This is a genomic window from Pseudomonas sp. NBRC 111132 (assembly GCF_001320565.1).
Taxonomy (GTDB): Bacteria; Pseudomonadota; Gammaproteobacteria; order Pseudomonadales; family Pseudomonadaceae; genus Aquipseudomonas; species Aquipseudomonas putida_P.
In genome coordinates, this window is the sequence record NZ_BCBI01000126.1 from 1 (window position 1) to 899 (window position 899).

Genomic DNA, 899 nt, shown 5'->3' on the forward strand with positions numbered 1-899 from the left:
ATCGGCCACGTTGACCACGGTAAGACCACTCTGACCGCAGCTCTGACTCGCGTTTGCTCCGAAGTTTTCGGTTCGGCAATCGTTGAGTTCGACAAGATCGACTCGGCTCCGGAAGAAAAAGCGCGCGGTATCACCATCAACACCGCTCACGTTGAGTACAACTCGACCATTCGTCACTACGCTCACGTTGACTGCCCAGGTCACGCTGACTACGTGAAGAACATGATCACCGGTGCTGCCCAGATGGACGGCGCGATCCTGGTTTGCTCGGCCGCCGATGGTCCGATGCCACAAACCCGTGAGCACATCCTGCTGTCCCGTCAGGTTGGCGTTCCGTACATCGTGGTCTTCCTGAACAAGGCTGACCTGGTAGACGACGCTGAGCTGCTGGAACTGGTCGAGATGGAAGTTCGCGACCTGCTGTCCACCTACGACTTCCCAGGCGACGACACTCCGATCATCATCGGTTCCGCTCGTATGGCCCTGGAAGGCAAAGACGACAACGAAATGGGCACTACCGCTGTTAAGAAGCTGGTAGAGACTCTGGACAGCTACATTCCTGAGCCAGTTCGTGCCATCGACCAGCCGTTCCTGATGCCGATCGAAGACGTATTCTCGATCTCGGGTCGTGGTACCGTTGTTACCGGTCGTATCGAGCGTGGTATCGTCCGCGTTCAGGATCCGCTGGAAATCGTTGGTCTGCGTGACACCACCACCACCACCTGCACCGGCGTTGAGATGTTCCGCAAGCTGCTGGACGAAGGTCGTGCTGGCGAGAACTGCGGCGTTCTGCTGCGTGGTACCAAGCGTGACGACGTTGAGCGTGGCCAGGTTCTGGTCAAGCCAGGTTCGGTCAAGCCGCACACCAAGTTCACCGCAGAAGTCTACGTTCTGTCGAA

1 protein-coding gene is annotated in these 899 nt (G+C 57.7%); it reads left to right on the forward strand.

Annotated elements, in window-relative coordinates; all coding sequences use genetic code 11:
* Positions 1 to 899 (forward strand): elongation factor Tu (gene tuf / locus APH35_RS27945; RefSeq protein WP_060515841.1); only part of this gene is annotated, 899 nt, incomplete at both ends.